The following is a 20,279-nucleotide window of genomic DNA, read 5'->3' as shown; positions in this document are numbered from 1 at the left end:
GTATCACAGTTAGGATTAATGCCTAACTGCTTTTTTATTTTACGCTTGAGATTTGACGCTTACGTTATGATTTTCATAACAGTTTTTTATAAAAAAAGAAGCTACAGCGATTTGCTATAGCCTTTATTTTTCTTCTGTATGATGTAAATCTTCTTTAATTTGAGTCGTAGAAATTTCAGGAGTTCTTGGTAAATAAATGACTTCTACACCTTCATCTTTTAAATAATCAAATTTACCTTTCCAATCATCTCCAATAACAAAAGTATCGATATGATATTCTTTAATATCTTTGATCTTTTGATCCCAATTTTCTTCAGGAATAACTAAATCTACGAAACGTACAGATTCTAGTAAACCTTTTCTTTGTTCATAAGAGAAATAACATTTTTTATCTTTTTTCAAACGTGTAAATTCATCAGTTGAAACAGCAACAATTAAATAATCACCTAAAGCCTTAGCACGTTTTAATAAATTAATATGTCCATAATGTAATAAATCAAATGTACCATAAGTAATAACTCTTTTCATACCTAACCCTCTTTTACTTTTAATAATACTATTTTCAAAATTAATATCTGCTACTGATTTAGTAAGTTCAGTTTTACGATCACGATTCATTAATGCAGTTACAGCATCATTTGGACTTACTTTTCCATGAACAATAGCATCGACCGTTGCTGTAATCGGCATTTCAACATTATATCTTTTAGAAAGTTGCATTGCAGCAGGTAAAGCATTTAATCCTTCTACGACCATTCCTACTTCTTTAGTAGCATCGTTTACTTTATAGCCTTGACCAATAAGTGTTCCACATTTAAAGTTACGACTATGAATACTTGTTGCTGTAACAATCAAATCTCCAATTCCTGCAAGACCATGGAATGTTTGTTCAAGACAACCCATTGTTGTTCCTAAACGTGTCATTTCTGAAAGACCACGAGTAATAATAGCAGCACGTGTATTATCACCAAAATTTAGACCATGAGCAATTCCTGCAGCTAAAGCGATAATATTCTTTAATGCACCACATAATTCAACACCACGTACATCGACATTTGTATAAACACGCATACATGTTCCTTGGAATAAGTTTTGTACTTTTTCAGCAACTTCTAAATCATCGCAAGCTGAAACAATTGTTGATGGCATATCTTTAACAACTTCTTCAGCATGTGTAGGACCAGATAAAGCAACAATTTTAGTTTGATTTCCTAAAACGTCTCTAATGATTTCTGACATAGTATAAAGACTATCGCTTTCTACTCCTTTTGCTAAATCAATTAAAATCTGATCTTGAATGTAATCTTTAGCAGTTTCCATTGTACTTCTCATAAAGACAGAAGGAACTGCAACAACTAAATACTCACTATTACATACTTCTTTAATATCTGTTGTAAATCCCATATCATCAGGAATTTCTAATTCAGGTAATTTTGGATGACTACGATTTTTTTTAATATATTCGATTTCTTGAGGTAATGCAGACCATACCATCACGGAATGATGACGATTGCATAACACTCTTGCTACAGCCATACCCCATGTACCTGCGCCTAAAACACCAACTTTATACATGATAAATAACCTCCTATTTTTTGATGTATTTCATTTTTTCATCTTTTATAAAAACTAAATGATGATCATTTGATTCATTTTCACTAAAATGATAATCATCAATGACTACTTCTTTAATACTTTCTATATCTTCAAGATGATGTTGAATTAAATAATTTAACATCATTCCTCTTGCTTTTTTTAAATACACAGCATTTCTTTTTAAAGTATGCCCGTTTCTTATCACAAAATCAAGTTGAATGATTGGAAGATCAATCATTTTTTCATATTCCTTTGTACTTAAAGAAATAATAACATCTTCATCTTTTAAATAATCATTTACTTCTTTTTGCCAATAAGAATATAAGTTTAAACCATTAAGTTTATGTTTCATTTCTAAACGATGATAATTTACAGCATCATTATAACGTAAAATACCATAAAGTGGGGAATTAATTAGAAGATGTTTCTTTAAATATTCCCATTCCTTTGATTGATAATTCTTTAAATCAAGTTGTTTAAAAACAACTCCATTAAATAAATTTAAAGCAGCAAATGTTTCATCATTATGAAAATAATCATAAATCAATGAAGATTGTTTAAAAGATATCTTCATGAAATCATGAATTTGATTGATATCTAATTCTTTTAATTGTTTTCTTAAAGATTCTGCTTTATTAAAAAACAAAGGTGTTTGTTTTTCAATAGGAAAATGCTTTTCTTTTAAACTTTTTGCATCAGCAATTATGATTTTCATAGACTTCACCATATCCATTATATATTAAAATAAAAAATTATGATATACTACATTCGGTGATAAAAATGAATACAACAATTATAGATAAGATATTAATTCATATGCTAGATATGGAACATAGTCAAATTATTTATTCTGATCAATTTATTGATTTAATAGAAGGAACAACAGAATATTATGATAAAAAAATAGAAAAATGTTTAACAAATACAACAATTAAAGAACTTGTTGTAGGAAGTGAACATCATCTATTACAAGCAGCAAGAAATATGATCATTGATGATGAACAATTTATTGATGAATCTAAAAAAATTGCTCAAGATTTATTTGCTGTCAGTAAATATGTTGAAGAAATGCCTAATAGTAACTTGATGTTTGTTGAATGTAAAGTAGATGGGGAAAAGATGATTCTCATCATGAAATTAAATTATAAAGTGACACCTATTTCTGTTGTGGAAGAAGTAGATGGAAAGAGATTTATTAAATTTGTAAACAGACAAAGTCTTCCTCCTAAAACTTCAGCTGTGGAAGAAGCTATTATTATCAATGTTGATCAAAGTACAATTTCTTTAATTGAAAAAAGATTTCAAATAGATGGTAAACCAGGATATTACTTAAATGATCAATATATTAAAGGTGAACCTAAATTAACTGATAAACAAAAAATGAGTATTGTCAATAAAGTTGTTAAAAAAGTTGATAGTGAATATAACGTTTTTGAAGGTGATCCTACAGCTATGGTCAAAAAAGAAATGATTGATTTAGTAATGGAACATTTACCATTAAAACCAATGGAAATTGCTAAAAAAGTAATGGGTGATGATTATAATGCAAAGGAAGAAGTTGAAACAATCATGAGAGATCTAGGCATTGAAGAAGATGATGAAATTGTCAATGTACCACTTTCATTAGATCGTATGTCAAGATGTAAACTTGTTTTGGATGATGATCGTATTATTGAATTGAATGTTGAAGATTATTTAAATCATGAAAACATTACAACTGAAACAGATATGTCAGGATATTCAACAATTACTTTAAATAATATCAAGGATATTAAGATTAAATAAAGACAAGAAGTTTTCTTTATGATAGAATAAACAAGCATATAATGAAAGGAAATAGATAAATGAGTAAAGTAATTAAATTAGGTAATTATAAAGGTATTGAATTTAAAGTAGAAAAAGTACCTGTATCAAATGAAGAAGTAGAACAACAAATTCAAATGATTTTAGCTCAATCAAGACAAACTGAAGAAAAAGCAGGAGATACTGTTGAAAATGGTGATATTGCTACAATCGATTTCGTTGGTTTAAAAGATGATGTTGCTTTTGAAGGTGGAACAGGAAATGATTATGATTTAGAAATTGGTTCAGGATCATTTATTCCAGGATTTGAAGAACAAATGATTGGAATGAAAGTAAATGAAACAAGAGATTTAAATTTAACTTTCCCAGAAAATTACCAAGCTGAAGATTTAGCAGGACAAGATGTTGTTTTTAAAGTAACAGTTAAAAAATTATCTGTAAAAAAAGATGCTGAATTAAATGATGCTTTTGTTGAAGGTTTAGGTGTACCTGAAATTAAAACAGTTGAAGATTTAAAAGCTTATATTAATGAAGGTTTACAACAACAACATGATCAACAATATGAAGCTCAAAAAGAAAATACAATTTTTGATGCATTTATGGCAGATAGTGAAGTTGAATTAGATGATGATGCTATTGATGAAGCTTTAGATAGACAAATGTCTTATATGGCTAACCAAATGATGGCTCAAGGTATTCAATTAGATCAATACTTACAAATGACAGGTATGGATGAAGAAAAATTAAGAGAACAAATGAGACCATCAGCTACTCAACAAGCTAAGTTAGAAGCTTTAATTGATGAAATTATTGCTGTTGAAAAAATCGTTGTTACTGAAGAAGTTTTAGATGAACAATTAAATATGGTTGGACAAGCTAATCAAATGACTAAAGAACAAGTTTTAGAAAAGATTGATTTAGAAGGATTCAAAAGAGATTTATCTCGTATGCAAGCAAGTCGTATTATTGTAAATAATGCAGTTGAAAAATAATGAAAATTCCACGATATAGTGGAGTTTTTTTATTATAGTGTATAAAAATAATTTTTTCATTGATATTTAGTTTTGTTAATGTAAAATAGGTTGAGTAATTAAAGAAAAAGGGTTAAAATATTTACTTGTATTAAGGGGGTTTCATTTTTTATGAAAATCATTGTTTTGGGAGCCGGTAAAGTCGGAAAAACACTTATCAAACATATGGCAAATGAAGATCATGATATTATTGTTGTTGATCAAAATGCAACTAAAGTAGAAGAAGTTGTAAACCAATATGATGTTATAGGTGTTGTAGGTAATGGTGGTTCATATGATATTTTAATGGAAGCAGGAGCTGAAGATGCTAACCTTATTATTTGTGTAACTGCTTCAGATGAATTAAATATATTAGCAGGATTAATGGCTAAAAAGATGGGGACAAGACATACAATTGCACGTGTTAGAAATCCTGATTATTCATCACAACGTGATTTTATGAGAAATCAATTAGGTTTTTCAATGATCGTTAATCCTGAACTTGAAGCTGCAAGTGAAATTCGTCGAGTTTTATCATTTCCTTCAGCTGTTAAAGTAGACACTTTTTCAAGAGGAAAAGTAGAACTTGCTGAATTTTTTGTTGAAGATCATAGTCGTTTAAATGGAGTAGAATTAAATCAATTACATAAAATTACAAAGACAAATATTTTAGTATGTGCTGTAAGTCATAATGAAGATGTGATTATTCCAGATGGAAATTATACTATTAAACCTGGTGATCACTTATATATTACAGGAACACATCGTGATTTATCAAAATTCTGTTTGGATATTGGTGTTATTACAAGTCGTATTAAAAATGTCATCATTATTGGTGGAGGAAAAATTGCATATTATTTATCTAAACAATTATCTACTCAAGGAATTAAAGTTAAGATTATTGAAAAAGATGAAAATCGTTGCCAAGTTTTAGCTGAAAAATTACCATATGTGACAATTATTCATGGTGATGGTAGTGATGATGAATTATTAAATGAAGAAGGTATTGAAAATACAGATGCTGTTTTAGCACTTACTGGATTAGATGAAGAAAATATTGTTTTATCACTATCAGCAAAGAGTCTTTACCATAAAAAGACAATTGCGAAAGTGACAAGAATGAACTATACGGGATTATCTGATGTTTTAAAGGTAGATAGTATTGTAGCACCAAAGAAAATTGTTGCTAGTCAAATTATTAGATATGTACGTGCTAAGATGAATAAAGATCATGATTCATCAGTTAAAACACTTTATAAAATTGTTGATGGTGAAGTAGAAGCTGTTGAATTTAAAGTAACAGAACATTTTAAATTTTTACATAAAACAATAAATGAAATGAGAATTAAGGAACATGTTTTAGTAGCAGCGATTATTAGAGAAAATGAAGTAATTGTTCCAAAAGGAAATACAACAATGGAATTAAATGATTACGTAATTATTGTTTCTCGTGGAGAAATCATGAAATCATTAAATGATATGTTGAGGGATTAGTTATGAATAGAAGAATGATTGTATTTGCGATAGGTAAACTCTTATCAATGACAGGATTACTTTTATTTATTCCTGTTTTAATTTCTTTTATCTATCATGAAAGTCAAGGTGTATATTTTGGAATTGTTGGTTTAGTTTTACTTATACTTGGAACACTTGTTTCAAAAAAAGCACCAAAAAAGAAAAATATTTATGCAAGAGAAGGTTTTGTCATTGTTGCATTAAGTTGGATTTTAGTTTCTGCTTTTTCAGCAATTCCTTATGTTTTATCAGGTGAAATTCCTCGTTATATTGATGCCTTTTTTGAAATGGTTTCAGGATTTACAACAACAGGATCATCTATTCTTACAAATATTGAAGCGATGAGTCATACAGGATTATTTTGGCGTAGTTTTACTCATTGGATTGGTGGAATGGGAATTTTAGTTTTTGTTATTGCTTTTATTCCAATTGCTTCAGGAAGATCTATGCATATTTTAAAAGCTGAAGTTCCAGGACCGGCTGTTGGAAAACTTGTTTCTAAAGTACGTGCAACAGCGAGAATTCTTTATTTTATTTATGCAGCATTAACAGTCATAGAAATTATTTTGTTATTACTTGGTGGAATGCCTGTATTTGATAGTATTTTAAATGCTTTTGGAACGGCAGGTACAGGTGGTTTTGCAATCAAAAATGCCAGTATTGCGGCTTATCATAATGCTTATTATGATGTTGTTATTACTATTTTTATGATTTTATTTGGAATCAACTTTAACTTATTCTATTTTATTTTAATTGGTAAAGTAAAAGATGCTTTACGCAGTGAAGAACTTCATTATTATTTAGGAATTATAGCATTATGTATTCTTGTCATTACATGTAACGTTTTACCAATGTATAAAAATATTTTAGAAGCTTTACGTTATGCAAGTTTTACAGTAGGTTCAACAATTACAACAACAGGATTTGTAGTTGTTGATTATGGAAAGTGGCCACTTTTATCACAAATGATTATTCTTGTTTTAACATTTGTAGGAGCAAGTTCTGGTTCTACAGGTGGAGGTATCAAGATTTCAAGAATTGTCATGTATTTTAAAAGTGCACGTAAAGAATTAAGAAAAGCACTTCATCCGCATAGTGTACAAACTGTTGAGTTTGAAAATCAAGCAGTGGATAGTAATGTGATTAGTTCAATGCAAGGATATTTAGTGATTTATTTAATAATCTTTGTTGTTTCTTTGCTTATTTTATCATGTTATAAAATTGATTTTACCAGTGCTTTTTCAGCCGTAGCAACATGTTTAAATAATGTTGGTCCAGGTATGAATATTGTTGGTCCAGTAGGAAATTTCTCATCTTTATCAGATGTATCAAAACTTGTCTTATCTTTTGATATGTTAGCTGGTCGATTAGAAATCTTCCCAATGTTATTATTATTTGCACCATCATCTTGGAAAAAATAAACAGTAGGTTATATGCCTATTGTTTTTTTTATAAATTTATTATTATCATATTTATTGTAAATTTTTTTAAAACCCCTATAATTGTATACAATATGATAGGAGGGATTACTTATGTTAATAGATGGACATATGCATTTAGAAAATGGACCGCTTACCAAAGAATATGTAATGGAATTTATTAATGAAGCTTATAAACAAGGGTTTGATCGTATTCAAATTCTTGATCATACACATCGTTTCAAAGAATTTGAAGTTATTTATCAAGGCGTTAAAGATGCCAGTGATGAACAAAAAGAATGGCTAGCAAATAAAAAAATGAAATTTAAAGATACTCTTTCTAGTTATGTACGATTAATAAATGAAGTTAAGGCTGAAAAACTACCAATAGAAATTTTATTTGGATTAGAAGTATGTTATGTTCCTGAGTATAAAGAGGAAATAAAACGTATTTTAGAACCATATCAATTTGATTTTCTTGTAGGAGCAATTCATTCCATAGATGGTCTTTTATATGATATGCCATGGTCTAAAAAAATATTATGGGATAAATATAATGTGGATGATATTTATCGTCGTTATTATGAATTGATTTTTGATTTAGTAAAAAGTGATATATTTACTCAATTAGCACATCCTGATACAATTAAAATGTTTGGTTATTATCCAACGTATGATTTAAAACCTACTTATCATGAACTAGCAAAATTATTAGTAGAGCATCATGTAAAAGGTGAATGTAATACTGGATGTTATTATCGTTATCATCATCCAGATAAAGGATTATCTAAAGAATTATTAGATATTTTTAAAGAACATCATGTTGATATCATTACAGCAAGTGATGCACATAAACCAGCAGATGTAGGAACTTGTATTAAAGATGTTTATAAGTTATGTCAGTATGATTAAGTTGTTCTTGATTGAACAACTTTTTTGATTTATGATAAACAAAAAAGAAAGGTTGTTAAAAATGAAAATTACAGAATTATTAGATATAAAGTCGATTGATTTAAATCCCCAAGTTTCTAATAAAGAAGAAGCAATAGATCATTTAGTTGATTTATTAGATCAAAGTGGAAAATTAAAAGATCGACAAGTATACAAAGAAAGTGTTTTAAATAGAGAAGCACAAAGTACTACAGGGATAGGTGATGGTGTTGCTATTCCTCATGGTCAAAGTGAAGGTGTTTTAAAAGCAGGACTTTCAGCAATGGTTATTAAAGAAGGCTTGGATTTTAAATCTCTTGATGGAAATCCTACATATCTATTCTTTATGATAGGTGCTCCTAAAGATTCAGGAGGAGCTCATTTACAAGCTCTTGCACAATTATCTACATTATTAATGGAAGAAGATTTTAGAAATGCACTTATTCATGCCTCTTCTAAAGAAGAGTTTTTACAATTAATAGACGCTAAAGAAAACAACAAAGAAGAAGTTAAAGAAGTTGTTCATCCTGATGTTTTAGCAGTAACAGCTTGTCCAACAGGTATTGCGCATACATTTATGGCAGCAAAGGCTTTAGAACAAGCAGGAGAAAAATTAAATATTTCTATTAAAGTAGAAACAAATGGTCAAGAGGGTGTTAAAAATCAATTAACACAAGATGATATTGATCATTGTAAATGTATTGTTGTGGCTGCTGATAAAAAAGTTGAAATGCAAAGATTTGAAGGAAAAAAAGTTATTCAAGTTCCTGTAAGAGATGGAATTTCAAAGGCTGAAGAGCTTGTTAAAAAGGCAAGTAGTGGAGATGGTGAAATATATCATCATGATACTAAGAAAGAAAAACAAAATCTTGTACGTTTATTTTACAAACATTTAATGAATGGAATTTCTCATGCATTGCCATTTTTAGTTGCAAGTGGTGTTTTATATGGAATTTTATATTTATTTAAAGATCAAGTATTATCTAATCAATTATTAACATTAGTAAGTTATGTTCAACAATTACTTTCTATTATGATTATCCCAATTGTTGCAGCTTATATAGCTGATAGTATTGCAGATCGTCCAGCAATGGTTTCTGGTTTTGCTGGTGGATTAATTGTTTGTCAAGGAATTTCTATGACATCTATTTCTACAAGTTCAGCATCTTTACTTGCTGGAATTGTTGCTGGTTTTTTAGCAGGATTTGTTTCTTTAATTTTAAGAAAATTATTTGGATATCTACCTCAATGTTTAAAAGGAATTGAGGCTTCACTTTTCCATCCTATTTTATCAACAATGATTGTTGCTATTATTATGATTTATATCAATAGCTATTTATATGTAGGACATAGTTATATTTTACAATATATCTCTTTAGTTGAATCACATGTATCAACTAAGATATTATTTGGTTTTATTTTAGGAATGATGATGGCTATTGATAATGGTGGACCTATAAATAAAACAGCATATGTTTTTGGAATTGGAATGGTTATCAGTTATGATTATTATCCAATGGCTGCAGTAATGGCAGGAGGAATGATTCCGCCATTTGTAATTGCTTTAACTGCAACATTATCTAAAAATAGATTTGCTTCTAGAAAAGATGCTTTAATGAATTACGTTAATGGTATTTCCTTTATTTCAGAAGGAGCTATACCTTTTATCCAACAAGAATCTCAAGTCATTTTACCAGCATGTTGTTTAGCAGCTGGACTTGCAGGAGCTTTGTCAATCTATTTTGGATGTTCTATTGCTTCTCCTCATGGAGGTTTATTCTTAATATGGATGGTAAATAATCCATTATATTATTTAGCTTCAATTGTTTTATCAACAGTTGTAGGAACTTTACTTGTATTTGTTTTAACAAAACTACAAAAATAATAGATAATATTTTTAAGAAATATTTACAATTTGTAATATAACAAAAAACTGTTTGAAATAATTAAATCAAACAGTTTTTAATATAAATGATTATTTTTTATTTAATAACATGACACCTTGTGGTGGATTTTCATTAATAGCACCTACAATAGGATGAGGAACATACATTTCTTCAAGATAAGTAAGATCTTCATTTGTAAGTTTAAGATTTAATGCTTCAACAGCATCATCAATATAAGACATTTTAGTAGCACCAACAATTGGAGAAGCAACACCTCTTGCCCATTGCCAAGCAAGAGCAATTTGTGACATTTTACAATGATATTTTTTTGCTAATTCGTCAACTCTTTTAACAATTTCCATATCTTGTTTTTCCATTTGATCATATTTACCATGAACGACACGATCTGTTTGTCCTCTTAATGTATGTGAATCCCAAGTATTTCTTGCAAGATGTCCTCCTGCTAAAGGACTATAAGGCATTAAAGAAACATTCATTTGCTTACAAATAGGAATTAATTCTTTTTCATCTTCACGATAAAGCAAATTATAATGATTTTCCATTGTTGAAAATGGTGTCCATTGATGATCTCTAGCAATAATTTGCATATTATGGAATTGATAACCATACATTGCTGATGCTCCAATAGCACGAACTTTACCACACTTAACAAGTTCATGTAAAGCTTCCATAGTTTCTTCCATTGGTGTATCATAATCAAAACGATGAATAATATATAAATCTAAATAATCAGTTCCTAAACGTTTTAATGTTCCTTCAATTTCTCTAAAAATAGCTTCTTTAGATAATCGCCCTTCATTAAAATAAACCTTTGATGCAATAACAATATCTTCTCTTTTAACTCCTAAATTTTTAAAAGCTTTCCCCAAGTATTCTTCACTTGTTCCTTTAGAATAATTATTAGATGTATCAAAAAAGTTAATTCCTAGATCAAGAGCATGTTTGACCATTTCTTCTGTTTGTTTTTCATCTAAAGTCCAATCATGTAAAGTTCCAGCTTCACCAAAACTCATACATCCTAAACATATCTTAGATACTTTGATATCTGTATTTCCTAATGTTGTATATTCCATTTCTATCACCTCTATCTTTATTATAAAAACAATTAAATTTTTGTCTAATACTTCAAAACTATTATCTATTATGCTTATAAGTTATATAAAATTTTTTCTGGTTTAGAAATGAAAGAAAATGTATTTTATGTTAAAATATATTTTCAAGAAAGGGTGAATATAATGATTTTTACATATGAACAAATATCTAAATTAAATGATACAGAACTTATTGTCTATAATTATATTATTAAAAATATGAATCAGGTTTTAAATATGAATATTAGAGAACTTGCTTCAAAAAGTCATGTTTCTACGGCTACTATTACACGTTTTTGTCATAAATTGAATTGTGATGGTTTTGTTGAATTTAAAATAGAATTAAAAAGATTTAATGAAATCAATAAAATGCCAGAAATTGATGATGAAATTACTATGTTAAATCAATTTTTTGAATATTCTAAAGGTAAAGATTTTCAAGATAATATTAATCAAGCAGTGAATTATATTGAAAATAGTAATTTTATTGTTTGTTTAGGTATTGGACAAAGTGGAATTATGGCAAAATATGCAGCAAGATTTTTTTCTAATATCGGTTATTATAGTCAATATATTGATGACCCTTTTTATCCTGCACCGACTGATCGTTATGAAAAGTGTTTATTAATTGCTTTTTCAAATAGTGGTGAAACAAAGGAAGTAATTGATCAATTAAGACTTTATCAGGGAGTACAATCAAGAATTATTTCTATTGTTAATGATACAAATAGTACAATTGCTAAAATGTCAGATTTAACAATACCTTATTTTATAAAGAAATTGATTTTACCAAATACAAAAAATATTTCATCACAAGTTCCTGTTGTTTATATTATTGAACGTATTGGAAGAAAATTACAAACAATAAAAAATAAAGAAATAAAATAATTATGAAAAGTATTCGAAAGAATGCTTTTTTTGTTACAAAGAATGTAACCTGTTACACATATTTTGAAAGCGCTATTCAAATTATATCTCTTATGATATTTTATGTTGTGTGATAGAAATGCATTCATTTAAAGTGCATGACTATAGAAAGCATGGCCACCTTTCTATAGATATCACAAAATGAATGTATAAGAAGGGAGAAAAATATGAAACGAATAAAGCAACTGCTTGCTTCTATACTTACACTAGCAATGATATTTTCAATGATGAATGTTGCTTCTGTAGAAGCAGTAAAAGATGCATTTGATTTTAAAGAAGAGAACACATATGCATTAATATCGAATACAAATAATAAAGCAATTTATATTCATAATATAAATTGGGGAAATAATGATACTAAAGCAGATGGAGATTATTCAAAATCTGGAAAAGTTTTATCAAACTCGCTTTTAAAAATTACTCAATTAGAAGATCAAAGTGGAGCAGATAGCTCTAAGGGTGAAGTAAAAGTAAAAATTGGATATGAAGTAGATGGAAACTATTATCCAATTCGTTCTGAAGGAAATGATTTTATTTTTGCTGATCCAAACCAAAGAGATAAAAATGATGATGATTTAAAACAATGTTCATACATTATTACAAGAACAGGTGATAGTATCGCTACTATTAGAGATATGACAAGAGGATATTATTTAACTGTTAATGCTCAAGGAGAAATTCGTAAATTAGGAGATGATGTAAGTCAAGCTACTGAATTTACAATTGTTGAAAATCCAGCAATTATTGATAATACAGCATATATTGAAAGTGTTGCAACAGGTAAATTAGTTACATTTAAAAATCAAGGTGATGAAGATTATGCACCAATTTATGTAACAGGTGATAAAGAAAATATTACAGATGCTGAAAAATTTAATGTTAGCTTTGGGACAAATGGTGATGGTATTAAAGATGTTGTCGCTTTTCAATCAGTAAGTAAACCAGGATATCAAATTGCTTCAGCTAAATGGGTTGATGGTGCTACACCGGCAGTTGGTTCTATTGGAAGAAATGGTGGTTGGGAATCTATCGCTATTGAACCTCTTGGTAACGGACAATTTGCATTAAGAGATGCAGCTTTAGGAACTTATGTAAAAGTTAATGATGAAAATATTTTAGAAGGAAACTGTGAAGCAACAGAAGAAATTCCTGATAATGAAAGATTCATCATTCATACAAGTCAAGAATTAAGTGAAGTGACTGATTTATCTTATGATAAAAGTTCTAGAACACAAACAACAATTGATTTAAAATGGACAAAACCTATCAATTTATATACTGATATTGAAGTTTATGTAAAAGCTTCTAATGAAGAAATATTTAAAAAGGTAGCAACTATTACAAATACAGATCATTATACTGTAGAAAATTTAAAAGCTGGGACTCAATATGAATTCTATTTAAAATTTATAAGTGGTAATGGAAATTTAGAATTAATTGATAATCCAGTTTATAAAACAGATACAATAACTGCACCAACGAGAATTGGTGAAAAACCTGAAACAGTTTCAGGATTAAAATTAAAACAAGCTGATGATGAATTTACAATTGAGTTCAATAAAGCACAAAATGCGACTCATTATCGTATTTTAGGTGCAACTAGCATGTTTGGTGATTATAAAGAGATCGCTATTGTTAAAACAAACTCTGCAAAAGTAAAAGCAGTAGATGTTAAAAATAAATATAATAACTACTATAAAGTTGTAGCATTAAATAATGGAAATTTTGGAGATGAAGATTTTAAAAACGCTGATGAAGCAGATGAATCTGAATATGTTTCATTAGAAACAGAAATATTTGGTAGAAATACATTTATTTTCTCTCCAGATGATAATACTCAAAAAATTGATGAATTATTAAAGAACTTATTTGATCAACAAAATGACTATACAAATGATGCACAATTTAAAGGAAAACAATATCAAGTTTACTTTAAAAAAGGAGATTATACAGATACATCATGTATGTATTTAGGTTTCTATACAACATTAAGTGGTTTAGGGAAATTGCCTACAGATGTTAAATTAAACAACATCGCTATTCCTGCTTATTTACCAGCAGGTGCTTTAGGTGGAAATGGCGATAACGCTACTTGTAACTTCTGGAGATCAGCTGAAAATATTTCAGTTTATAATACTGGAAATGAACAAGGAAAAGCAGGAAATGGTTCTTGGCGTCCAGATCAATTAAACTGGGCAGTTGCTCAAGCAGCTCCACTTAGAAGAATTTATTCAGAAAGACCAATTGCTTATGATTGGAACTATGGATGGGCAAGTGGTGGATATGTTGCTGATTCATGGATCAATGCATCATTTAATGATAATGGTAATCAATTAAGTGCTGGTACATTCTCTGGACAACAATTCTATACAAGAAATAGTAAACTAGCAGGTAATGCTTATGGGACAACTTTAAATAATTTCTTCCAAGGTGTTGAAGCAGGTAATTTACCAAAAGCGGATGGAACAACTGGTGAAGAGTTATTAAGTGGACAAGGTGCTTCAAACTGGAATATTCCAGCAAGTGATGGAGGACAACAAGTTTTCACAAATATTGAAAAAACAAAAGAATTAGCAGAAAAACCATTCTTATATTTAGATGATGATGGTGAATATAAAGTATTTGTTCCTTCAGTTCAAAAAAATACAAAAGGTATTAGTTGGGGTAATGGAAAAGATAATGATGGAATGGGTGCAGGTAAATCTATTTCATTAGATGAATTTTATATTGCTAAACCTACAGATAGTGCAAGTGATATTAATAAAGCTTTAGATGAAGGTAAAAATATTTACTTTACACCAGGAACATATCATGCAGAAAAAACAATTCATGTAACAAAAGCTAATACAATCTTATTAGGTAGTGGTATGACTTCTATTATTCCTGATAATGATGAAGCAGCTATGTTAGTAGATGATGTTGATGGTGTTAGAGTGGCTGGATTGATTTTTGATGCAGGTAGCCATTCAAAATATTTATTAAAAGTTGGAAAAACTGGAAGTCATGAAGATCATGGAAATAATCCAACAATTTTACAAGATTTATTCTTCCGTGTAGGGGGAACAACAGATACTTTAACAACAGCAGATGATGCTTTAGAAATTAATAGTCATGATGTTATTTGTGATCATTTCTGGATTTGGCGTGCAGACCATGGAACTGGTGTTGCTTGGGATGGAAATGTTTCAAATCATGGTTTAACAGTCAATGGTGATAATGTAACATGTTATGCATTATTTAATGAACACTTTAATCAGTATGATACTTTATGGAATGGTGAAAATGGTGCCACATATTTCTATCAAAATGAAAAATGTTATGATCCTATTTCACAAGAAACATGGATGTCTCATAATGGTACAGTTAATGGATATGCTGCTTATAAAGTAGCTAACAATGTTAAAAAACATTATGCTGTTGGTTTAGGAATTTATAATGTATTTATTTATACAGGTGGAACTTTAGGAGAAAATGGTCAACCAGGTACTTTAGGAGATGGTAAGACTGTTTCTATTCAATTAGATAATGCTATTGAAGTTCCAAATAGTAAGGATGTTTTAATTGAAAATGCATGTCTTCAAACATTTGCAAATGAAGAGGGTGCTTTACAAAAATTTAACCATATTATTAATGGTGTTGGCTCTGGCGTAAGTAGTGGTATTGGCGGAGAAGGATGGTCTAGAAAATTCTTATTAAGCTATCAAAATGGTACTGCCATTGTTGGAAAAGAAAATACAGCTGACCAAAAAGGAAAATATATTGGCGTTGATACAATAACAAATATTCAACAATTAGGGGATGATGATTTAGATTTAGAAGCATTAAAATCATTGATTGATCATAAAAAAGATAGTAATGATTACACAGAAGATAGTTATCAAGATTATGAAACTATTTATAATGAAACTACTAAACTTTTAACAACAGAAGGATTAAAATATGCTACTCAAAAAGATATTGATCAAGCTGTTGAAAAATTACAAAAAGCACAAGATGCATTAGTAGTAACAGTAAGCAAAGATGAATTAAATAAACTTTATACAGATAAAAAAGATTTAAAAGAAACAGATTATACGGTAGATTCATGGAAAGCATTTAAAGAAGCATTAGATCATGCAAAAGATGTTTTACAAAATGAAAATACAACTCAAGATGAAGTTGATCAAGCTTTAGCATCTCTACAAGATGCCATTAAGAATTTAAAAACAGTTTCTCAAACTGGAAATAATGATCAACCAAATCAAAAACCAAATGATCAAATACAAACAAGTACAAAAAAAGATGATGACAATAAAACATCATCAACAAAAAATAACTCTCATATAAAAACTGGTGATGATATGTCAGTTGTACCATATATTTTACTTATGGCAACAGCTGGGGGTTATATTGCACTTCAAAGAAGAAATAAAGAAGATTAAATAATAACAAAAACTATACAACACACACAAACATATTACTACAAAATACACCTTCCATTAATAACGATGTAGTATATAAGACTGTTATAGAATTTTATAACAGTCTTTTCATTGTTACAAAAGTTGTTATTTGTGACAATGAAACCTAAAAATATTTTTTATGTTATTATTTAATGTATATTAGTAGTGTGATATTTAATATCACAAGATATTTTTATATCTTCTTCCCAATGCTATATTAAAAAATAATTTTAATATAGTTTTCAAAGTATGGAGGTTCATATTGAATCTCTTTTTTTATTTCTATGTTTATATGTTTAAAAGAAGTATAATGATTAATAGATAATATTAAGGAGAAGATTATGGAACGAATAGTAGAAATATGTTGTGGAAGTTATGAAGATGCTTTAAATGCATATCATGGAGGAGCAAAACGTATAGAGCTTAATAGTGCACTTCATTTGGGTGGTTTAACACCTACATTAGCTTCTTTAAAACTGACAAAAAAGAATACAGATTTAAAAGTCATTACAATGATTAGACCTAGAGGTGCAGGTTTTTGTTATAACGATATTGAATTTGAAGTTATGAAAGAAGATGCTCGTTATATGCTTGAAAATCAAGCTGATGGAATTGCTTTTGGATGTTTGAATCAAGATGGTACAATCAATGAAAAACAAACAAAAGAAATGATTGATATTATTAAAGAATATCAAGGAGAAGTTGTTTTTCATCGAGCTTTTGATTGTGTAGATAATCCTTATACTTCAATTGAATTACTTATTGATTTAGGGGTTGATCGTATTCTTACAAGTGGCTTAAAACCTAAAGCAATGGAAGGAAAAGCTTTAATTAAAGATTTACAAACAAAATATGGTAGTCAAATAGAAATACTTGCAGGAAGTGGTATGAATGCCAGCAACGCTAAAGAAATGATGGATGATACAGGAATTTATCAAGTACATAGTTCTTGTAAAGATTGGGTCAATGATCCAACAACTCAAACACATGAAGTTTCTTATGCATATGCACCCTTTCCTCATGAAAATGATTATGATGTAGTTTCAAAAGAGCTTGTTGAAAAAATTGTAGAAAGTATAAAATAGGTTTGTTATGAAAGTTAAAGATTATAGTTATGAAACATTTCCACGATATACATCCAATATAAATGGTGCTTTAGAGCTTAAAGGAAATAAAGAAAATCTAAGATGTCGTATGAAAGATATAGAATATCAAGAAGGATGTATGATTCGTTTTTTATTTCCAAATACAATTTTAGATGAAAAGAGAAAATATCCATTAGTAATTCATGTACAAGGTTCTGGATGGTATAAACAAGATATGAATGATCATATTTTTGATTTTATGCCGATTGTAAAAGCAGGGTATGCTTATGCAATTATTGAATACCATGGTGCTCCTGAATATAAATATCCAACACAAGTAAATGATGTTATCAAAGCAATAGAATATTTAAAAGAAAACTATCAAAATTATCCCATTGATTTTAAACATGTATTTTTAAGTGGTGATTCTTCAGGAGGACATATTGCGCTGCTTGTAGCTTTACAAGAAAAATATAATTTTAAAGGTATCATTGATTTATATGGAGTCACAAATTTTATGACATTTAATAATTGGTATAGTAAATATGATTGGCATGAAGAAAGAAATGTGATTGATTTTTTAGGCTCATTAGATAAAGAACTTTTAATGAAAGCTTCACCAATGACTTATTTAAAGGAAGATATGTCTTTATCACCATTTCTCATTCTTCATGGAGATAAAGATCATGTTGTACCTATTACTCAAAGTATAGAACTATATGAAAAACTTAAAGAATATCATTATGATGTCACTTTTGGTAGAGTTCATGATGCAGATCATGGAAGAAGTATTTTTTATAATGAAGATGTTTATCAAACAATTATTGCCTTTTTAAATAAAAATAAATAAAGAACACAGAATTTCCATATCTAATATATATAATAAAAGCGAGGTGGTTTATATGGAATTACATATTAAAGAATTTGAATATCAAAATATAATCAAACAACAATTTTATAAACAATTAACCATTTTATCTTTATATGTCTTATTATTAGTTTTTGCAATAGAAAGTATTTTATATGGATTTGATTATGTATGGATTATTCTTTTTGTAGCTTCTATGGTAATTATCAATTTAAATTTTAGAAGAAAGAAAAAGATATTAGGCTATGATTTAGTTTATATTGATGAAAATAATCGCTTTTTTTATAATAATATGTTTATAGAAATGAAGGATCTAGAAAATTATGTTCTTTCAAAAGAAACAATAACTTTAAATTTTATAGATTATTCTATTGTGATAGAAAAAGATGAAAATCTTTATGATTATTTAAATCAATTTGTGAAGAATAAAAAACCAATTAATGGAAGAAAACAGAAATTATTTGTTAGCTGTTTTGCATTTCTTTTTGTATTTTTCTCATTAAGTTTAGGTAATCTTGTATTAGGAAGTATTTATAGTTATCTAAATCATGTTGAAATGATTTCACTTTCAACAATTCTTATACCTATTATTCAAATAACAAGTATTATACTAGGAGTGGCGCTTATCTTTTTTGTAGCGAAGAAGTTTAAAAAAGGAATAGGTCTTTATGTAAGTTTATTATTGATTGTATTCTATATTGCCTTACCTTTTGTTATGAGTAATGATATTCATCGTTTAGATAATGACATGGCTTATACACGACAAAATCAAAAGCTTACACTTTATAGTCAGTATAAAAAAGGTTATGGAAAATTTGAAAGACAAATAAAGAATGTTTCAAATAAGGCAGAAGTAGGAGATTATCAAAGTGTGCTCTATATTTTAGAAAATCAAAAAATGAAAGTTATTTCTTTAGAAAATGAAGCTAAAAATGATAAATTCATTTCTAAAATTAAAAATCAAACTTATTTAGAAACATACATTTCAACACACTATACTTTGATTGTTGGCGATGGGAATGCTTATTTTGAAAAAAATAGTTCATCTGAAATAGTAAAATTGCATAGGATCAATAATCATATGCTTTATTTTAAATATAAAAAAGATTATTACTTTATTTATATTTTAGAAAAACAAAAAGATATTAAAGTCTATGAGCTTTCTAATGATAGAGATTTAAAATTTTACTTTGCTCCAGACCCTTTTGAAATGTCTAACTCTCAAACAAGTAATGAGGATACAAATGAAAGTGAGTCACAAAATCAAACAGAAGAAGCAAATCAAGAAACAACAGAACAAGAAAATGATACTACTGATTTAGAAAATGATCCTGAAAGAGTTTATTTTGAAAAAGTGTATGATCTTTTAATAGCACAAAATAAATTAGACAATCCTTGTTTTGATTATCAATATGACGCTAAAGGTTATCCTTATGCAGTTGTAAGTACAAATGATGAATATACATTATCTCTTGTATTTAATAAATATAAAAATAATGATGAAGATTATGAAATTGTTTTAGAAAAGTATATAAAAAAAAGTAGCACACAAAGTCTTGTTGATTTTTATTTAGTGAATACAAAAACATTAGAAGTTACCGATCAACAACGAGATTATTGGTAGGGTTAAGAATATCTTAGCCCTTTTTATTTATGTTTTATTAATGTATATACAAGGTATCTTAAC

General features: G+C 28.3%; 14 protein-coding genes and 1 pseudogene. 11 read left to right on the top strand and 4 right to left on the bottom strand.

All coding sequences use genetic code 11. From position 1 onward, the window contains the following. Nucleotides 1-123 precede the first annotated feature (123 nt). The 3 genes and pseudogenes from tagD to ACLVEP_RS02965 form a co-directional block, all read right to left on the bottom strand. On the bottom strand, nucleotides 124-528 hold the full coding sequence (tagD, locus tag ACLVEP_RS02975; protein WP_032091818.1) for a glycerol-3-phosphate cytidylyltransferase: 405 nt from the start codon (nucleotides 526-528) through the stop codon (nucleotides 124-126). Between the two features lie 75 nt (nucleotides 529-603). Next, nucleotides 604-1,575, bottom strand: a pseudogene (locus tag ACLVEP_RS02970) (NAD(P)H-dependent glycerol-3-phosphate dehydrogenase); the annotation flags it as partial. Nucleotides 1,576-1,588: 13 nt separating this feature from the next. Next, nucleotides 1,589-2,311 carry a YaaA family protein gene (locus tag ACLVEP_RS02965; RefSeq protein ID WP_412582728.1) on the bottom strand — a complete coding sequence of 241 codons (723 nt, stop codon included), beginning with the start codon at nucleotides 2,309-2,311 and terminating at the stop codon, nucleotides 1,589-1,591. A 65-nt stretch (nucleotides 2,312-2,376) separates the two neighbouring features. On the opposite strand from ACLVEP_RS02965, the gene ACLVEP_RS02960 reads away from it, so the two are divergent. The 6 genes from ACLVEP_RS02960 to ACLVEP_RS02935 all read left to right on the top strand — a co-directional run bounded on the left by ACLVEP_RS02960 (nucleotide 2,377) and on the right by ACLVEP_RS02935 (nucleotide 10,157). Next, nucleotides 2,377-3,381: a nucleoid-associated protein gene (locus ACLVEP_RS02960; RefSeq protein WP_412582727.1), complete on the top strand. Its 1,005-nt coding sequence runs from the start codon at nucleotides 2,377-2,379 to the stop codon at nucleotides 3,379-3,381. 59 nt (nucleotides 3,382-3,440) lie between these two features. Further along, nucleotides 3,441-4,391: a trigger factor gene (gene tig / locus ACLVEP_RS02955; protein ID WP_320096971.1), complete on the top strand. Its 951-nt coding sequence runs from the start codon at nucleotides 3,441-3,443 to the stop codon at nucleotides 4,389-4,391. A 150-nt stretch (nucleotides 4,392-4,541) separates the two neighbouring features. Continuing rightward, nucleotides 4,542-5,903: a Trk system potassium transporter TrkA gene (trkA, locus tag ACLVEP_RS02950; RefSeq protein WP_412582726.1), complete on the top strand. Its 1,362-nt coding sequence runs from the start codon at nucleotides 4,542-4,544 to the stop codon at nucleotides 5,901-5,903. A 2-nt stretch (nucleotides 5,904-5,905) separates the two neighbouring features. Next, nucleotides 5,906-7,345, top strand: a complete 1,440-nt coding sequence (locus ACLVEP_RS02945; RefSeq protein WP_412582725.1) for a TrkH family potassium uptake protein — start codon at nucleotides 5,906-5,908, stop codon at nucleotides 7,343-7,345. Nucleotides 7,346-7,456: 111 nt separating this feature from the next. Next, nucleotides 7,457-8,254 carry a histidinol-phosphatase HisJ family protein gene (locus ACLVEP_RS02940; protein WP_412582724.1) on the top strand — a complete coding sequence of 266 codons (798 nt, stop codon included), beginning with the start codon at nucleotides 7,457-7,459 and terminating at the stop codon, nucleotides 8,252-8,254. A 61-nt stretch (nucleotides 8,255-8,315) separates the two neighbouring features. Further along, nucleotides 8,316-10,157, top strand: a complete 1,842-nt coding sequence (locus ACLVEP_RS02935) for a fructose-specific PTS transporter subunit EIIC (protein WP_412582722.1) — start codon at nucleotides 8,316-8,318, stop codon at nucleotides 10,155-10,157. A gap of 90 nt (nucleotides 10,158-10,247) precedes the next feature. Here the strand turns inward: ACLVEP_RS02935 and ACLVEP_RS02930 are convergent, their stop codons facing one another. Then, nucleotides 10,248-11,252 carry an aldo/keto reductase gene (locus ACLVEP_RS02930; protein ID WP_412582720.1) on the bottom strand — a complete coding sequence of 335 codons (1,005 nt, stop codon included), beginning with the start codon at nucleotides 11,250-11,252 and terminating at the stop codon, nucleotides 10,248-10,250. Between the two features lie 162 nt (nucleotides 11,253-11,414). Between ACLVEP_RS02930 and ACLVEP_RS02925 the strand changes: the two genes are divergently transcribed. From ACLVEP_RS02925 to ACLVEP_RS02905, 5 genes are all read left to right on the top strand, one after another. Continuing rightward, nucleotides 11,415-12,158 carry an SIS domain-containing protein gene (locus ACLVEP_RS02925; RefSeq protein WP_320096975.1) on the top strand — a complete coding sequence of 248 codons (744 nt, stop codon included), beginning with the start codon at nucleotides 11,415-11,417 and terminating at the stop codon, nucleotides 12,156-12,158. Nucleotides 12,159-12,364: 206 nt separating this feature from the next. Beyond that, nucleotides 12,365-16,618 carry a fibronectin type III domain-containing protein gene (locus ACLVEP_RS02920; RefSeq protein ID WP_412582718.1) on the top strand — a complete coding sequence of 1,418 codons (4,254 nt, stop codon included), beginning with the start codon at nucleotides 12,365-12,367 and terminating at the stop codon, nucleotides 16,616-16,618. 362 nt (nucleotides 16,619-16,980) lie between these two features. Continuing rightward, entirely contained in the window at nucleotides 16,981-17,724 is a 744-nt protein-coding gene (locus ACLVEP_RS02915; protein ID WP_412582716.1) for a copper homeostasis protein CutC, read from the top strand. 7 nt (nucleotides 17,725-17,731) lie between these two features. Continuing rightward, nucleotides 17,732-18,574, top strand: a complete 843-nt coding sequence (locus tag ACLVEP_RS02910; protein ID WP_412582714.1) for an alpha/beta hydrolase fold domain-containing protein — start codon at nucleotides 17,732-17,734, stop codon at nucleotides 18,572-18,574. 52 nt (nucleotides 18,575-18,626) lie between these two features. Continuing rightward, nucleotides 18,627-20,216, top strand: a complete 1,590-nt coding sequence (locus ACLVEP_RS02905; protein WP_412582713.1) for a hypothetical protein — start codon at nucleotides 18,627-18,629, stop codon at nucleotides 20,214-20,216. Nucleotides 20,217-20,279: the final 63 nt, after the last annotated feature.

The sequence above is a fragment of the Faecalibacillus sp. genome (genome assembly GCF_047023275.1).
Taxonomy (GTDB): domain Bacteria; phylum Bacillota_I; class Bacilli_A; order Erysipelotrichales; family Coprobacillaceae; genus Faecalibacillus.
This window is presented reverse-complemented; position numbering and strand designations above follow the sequence as displayed.

Bases quoted from the DNA above. Each gene is read 5' to 3' on its own strand.
- tagD (WP_032091818.1), bottom strand. From the start codon at position 528: ATGAAAAGAGTTATTACTTATGGTACATTTGATTTATTACATTATGGA.
- ACLVEP_RS02965 (WP_412582728.1), bottom strand. From the start codon at position 2,311: ATGAAAATCATAATTGCTGATGCAAAAAGTTTAAAAGAAAAGCATTTT.
- ACLVEP_RS02960 (WP_412582727.1), top strand. From the start codon at position 2,377: ATGAATACAACAATTATAGATAAGATATTAATTCATATGCTAGATATG.
- tig (WP_320096971.1), top strand. From the start codon at position 3,441: ATGAGTAAAGTAATTAAATTAGGTAATTATAAAGGTATTGAATTTAAA.
- trkA (WP_412582726.1), top strand. From the start codon at position 4,542: ATGAAAATCATTGTTTTGGGAGCCGGTAAAGTCGGAAAAACACTTATC.
- ACLVEP_RS02945 (WP_412582725.1), top strand. From the start codon at position 5,906: ATGAATAGAAGAATGATTGTATTTGCGATAGGTAAACTCTTATCAATG.
- ACLVEP_RS02940 (WP_412582724.1), top strand. From the start codon at position 7,457: ATGTTAATAGATGGACATATGCATTTAGAAAATGGACCGCTTACCAAA.
- ACLVEP_RS02935 (WP_412582722.1), top strand. From the start codon at position 8,316: ATGAAAATTACAGAATTATTAGATATAAAGTCGATTGATTTAAATCCC.
- ACLVEP_RS02930 (WP_412582720.1), bottom strand. From the start codon at position 11,252: ATGGAATATACAACATTAGGAAATACAGATATCAAAGTATCTAAGATA.
- ACLVEP_RS02925 (WP_320096975.1), top strand. From the start codon at position 11,415: ATGATTTTTACATATGAACAAATATCTAAATTAAATGATACAGAACTT.
- ACLVEP_RS02920 (WP_412582718.1), top strand. From the start codon at position 12,365: ATGAAACGAATAAAGCAACTGCTTGCTTCTATACTTACACTAGCAATG.
- ACLVEP_RS02915 (WP_412582716.1), top strand. From the start codon at position 16,981: ATGGAACGAATAGTAGAAATATGTTGTGGAAGTTATGAAGATGCTTTA.
- ACLVEP_RS02910 (WP_412582714.1), top strand. From the start codon at position 17,732: ATGAAAGTTAAAGATTATAGTTATGAAACATTTCCACGATATACATCC.
- ACLVEP_RS02905 (WP_412582713.1), top strand. From the start codon at position 18,627: ATGGAATTACATATTAAAGAATTTGAATATCAAAATATAATCAAACAA.